The organism is Burkholderia sp. HI2714 (assembly GCF_002223085.1).
GTDB classification, from domain to species: domain Bacteria; phylum Pseudomonadota; class Gammaproteobacteria; order Burkholderiales; family Burkholderiaceae; genus Burkholderia; species Burkholderia lata_D.
Genome location: NZ_NKFM01000123.1, coordinates 1 through 2,153, shown reverse-complemented (window position 1 = coordinate 2,153; position 2,153 = coordinate 1). Strand labels below are relative to the sequence as shown.

2 protein-coding genes and 1 pseudogene are annotated in these 2,153 nt (G+C 56.1%); 1 reads left to right on the top strand and 2 read right to left on the bottom strand.

Translation table 11 applies throughout. The features are described from left to right. Nucleotides 1-244: 244 nt before the first annotated feature. Both CFB82_RS41310 and CFB82_RS41305 read right to left on the bottom strand, forming a co-directional pair. Complete coding sequence (locus CFB82_RS41310; RefSeq protein ID WP_179255543.1) at nt 245-934, bottom strand: nucleotidyl transferase AbiEii/AbiGii toxin family protein; 690 nt, start codon at nt 932-934, stop codon at nt 245-247. Beyond that, complete coding sequence (locus CFB82_RS41305; protein WP_089487937.1) at nt 927-1,424, bottom strand: helix-turn-helix domain-containing protein; 498 nt, start codon at nt 1,422-1,424, stop codon at nt 927-929. The genes CFB82_RS41310 and CFB82_RS41305 overlap by 8 nt, the downstream gene beginning before the upstream one ends. A 411-nt stretch (nt 1,425-1,835) precedes the next feature. On the opposite strand from CFB82_RS41305, the pseudogene CFB82_RS41300 reads away from it, so the two are divergent. Then, nucleotides 1,836-2,153: pseudogene (locus CFB82_RS41300) on the top strand (hypothetical protein); the annotation flags it as partial.

Below are 2,153 nucleotides of genomic sequence, written 5' to 3'. Positions count from 1 at the left end.
AGCAGCGCGAGGGCGTGATCATTGCGAACCTCGTGAACCGGTGGAACAGCTTCGGCAAGGCGATTTGCGTCAAGACAGCCTAATTGCGCCCGCAACCAACTGAGCGCATACCCTGTCGAACAAAGCCTTCCTCTTGCTGGTCCCTATGACCAGCTCAGGCCCCGACCGTTCCACTTATCGGCCTGTCCGAATTTCCGCCGCCACCCCTTAAAGCCGATACCCCGACACCAGGGGCGCGCTGACGTCACATACCAGCTGTTGGCCCTTTGGACTTCGGGCGAGCCTCTGGCGCAGGCTCACTCAGGAACGCGGTGACGGTGTTGTAGCAGTGCTCAAACGTAGGGTTGTAATCCAACGTGATGATCTTCGCGAAGTCTGCTTCCAATCGCTCACGGTTGTCTTCGAGACGATCGGTAATGATCTGCGCACGCTCCTTTAGCACTTTGGCTTCCCGCGCGCAGTCTTCGGGGCACCGCTCCAGCACGAGCGCCATGTCAAACAAATCCCGCGCCGTAAAGCCTTGAGCACGATAAAACGCTTTCTTTGCAACAATTTCGACCGGCGTTTCCGTTGTCACCGTACGCCCACGGATCTCTCGGTCTACCGTCGGTTCACTGGTGAGAGTCGGCGAAATGACGAAGTCGATATCGCCGCCCTTGCCAATGATTTTTAGGTAGTGAGCCGCCTCGACGTACTCCGTTGAGAAATCTTCCGCGACTTCGTTCAGACGCGGGGAGTAGAAGGTCAAGTACTGCGGGTCCGTGATGAAAATGTCGATGTCCTTGCTGAATCGATGATTGAAGTCGAGCATCAACATCGTTCCGCCGCCGAATCTCCACTTAGGCAGGCGTTCCCCCACCTTGTGTACGGTGTCGATGAGCGCGACAGCCTGGTCAAACAGGCCTTCCCACATTTTCAAGTCGATGTCAGACAAGTCCGAATTCCTCACGTAGGTTGAGGTTGTGAGCCACTGCCCAGTTCTGCAAATTCGCCCGAATCCGCTTGCGTATGGGTTTCCCATACATCGATATCGCCTTCTCGAACAGCATCGGAGGCGACTCTTCAAGGGCGTAATCGATCTGCGTTTCCCACTTTGGTGGCACATCGCCGGTCAATAGGAATCGCTCCATAATGGCTGGAGGTATGTCACCCAAGTAACTGGTCCCCGCCGTCTGGCACAGGGCAAGTAACGCCTTAGGATAGATGTCCGCATCCGTCTGGACGAGTTCGATCCCTAGTCGTGCAAGAATAGGTAGCAGAACATGGGAACTGACGTTCCCGCCCTCTTCAAGCTCTGCGACGACGCGCCGACCCACGCCAGCCGCAGCCGCTAGGGTTTCCTGAGTAAGTCCGGCAAGCTTCCGCTTGTGGCGGATTAGGTGCCCAAGCTCCAGGGGGGAGTGTAGAGAGGTCTGGGTTTTCATATGTACGTTATATAGTACATCTCAACCGATTTGCAATGGCTTCACTCCATCCCTTTTTAACTTTCCAAGCCTACTTCAATCTGGTCTGACCCGTTTAGCGTGTCGGCAGCCAAGTACCGCCACGTGCATGATGTTGGGCACGCCGATGCAAATTGTTCGTGCAACGTGCGCACAAAATAGATAGTCGGACCTGCAAAACGTAGTTGAACCAAACCCGGCAAGGGATTGCAGGGAGTCGGATGTGCTGCGAACTCCCAGAGCGAATATCGATCTGATTTAAAACCTGGGAGCTGGAGCGCACCGACATGACCGACGATTTCTTCCGAAGCCGCCTTGATTCGATGATCGGCTTTGTTCGGAAGGGGGTGGTTGCGCGGCAGCGTGAGGTCGAGTAGAAAGGGCAATTGATCTATGCCTCGTGAACGTTCATTGCCATACAAAGCCAGCCTGAAATCCGGAGCGCCGCGCAAACGCCCGAAACCGACGTATCGGGTCGCGAACGCCCGCGCCTACAATCAGAGCCTGAAGCGGCGAGGCCAGCTCAGCCTCTACTGCCCGGAGGCCGACCTGAAGGCGCTGTTCATCAACACCCAGCCGTATGGGCCGGGTGTGTCCGGGCGTGCCCCAACCTACACGAACGCCTACATCGAGCTGATCTATACGTTTTACCGGTTGTTTCGTTGGGCGATGCGTCAGATCACCGGCTTCATGGAAGAGTACTGGCGGCTG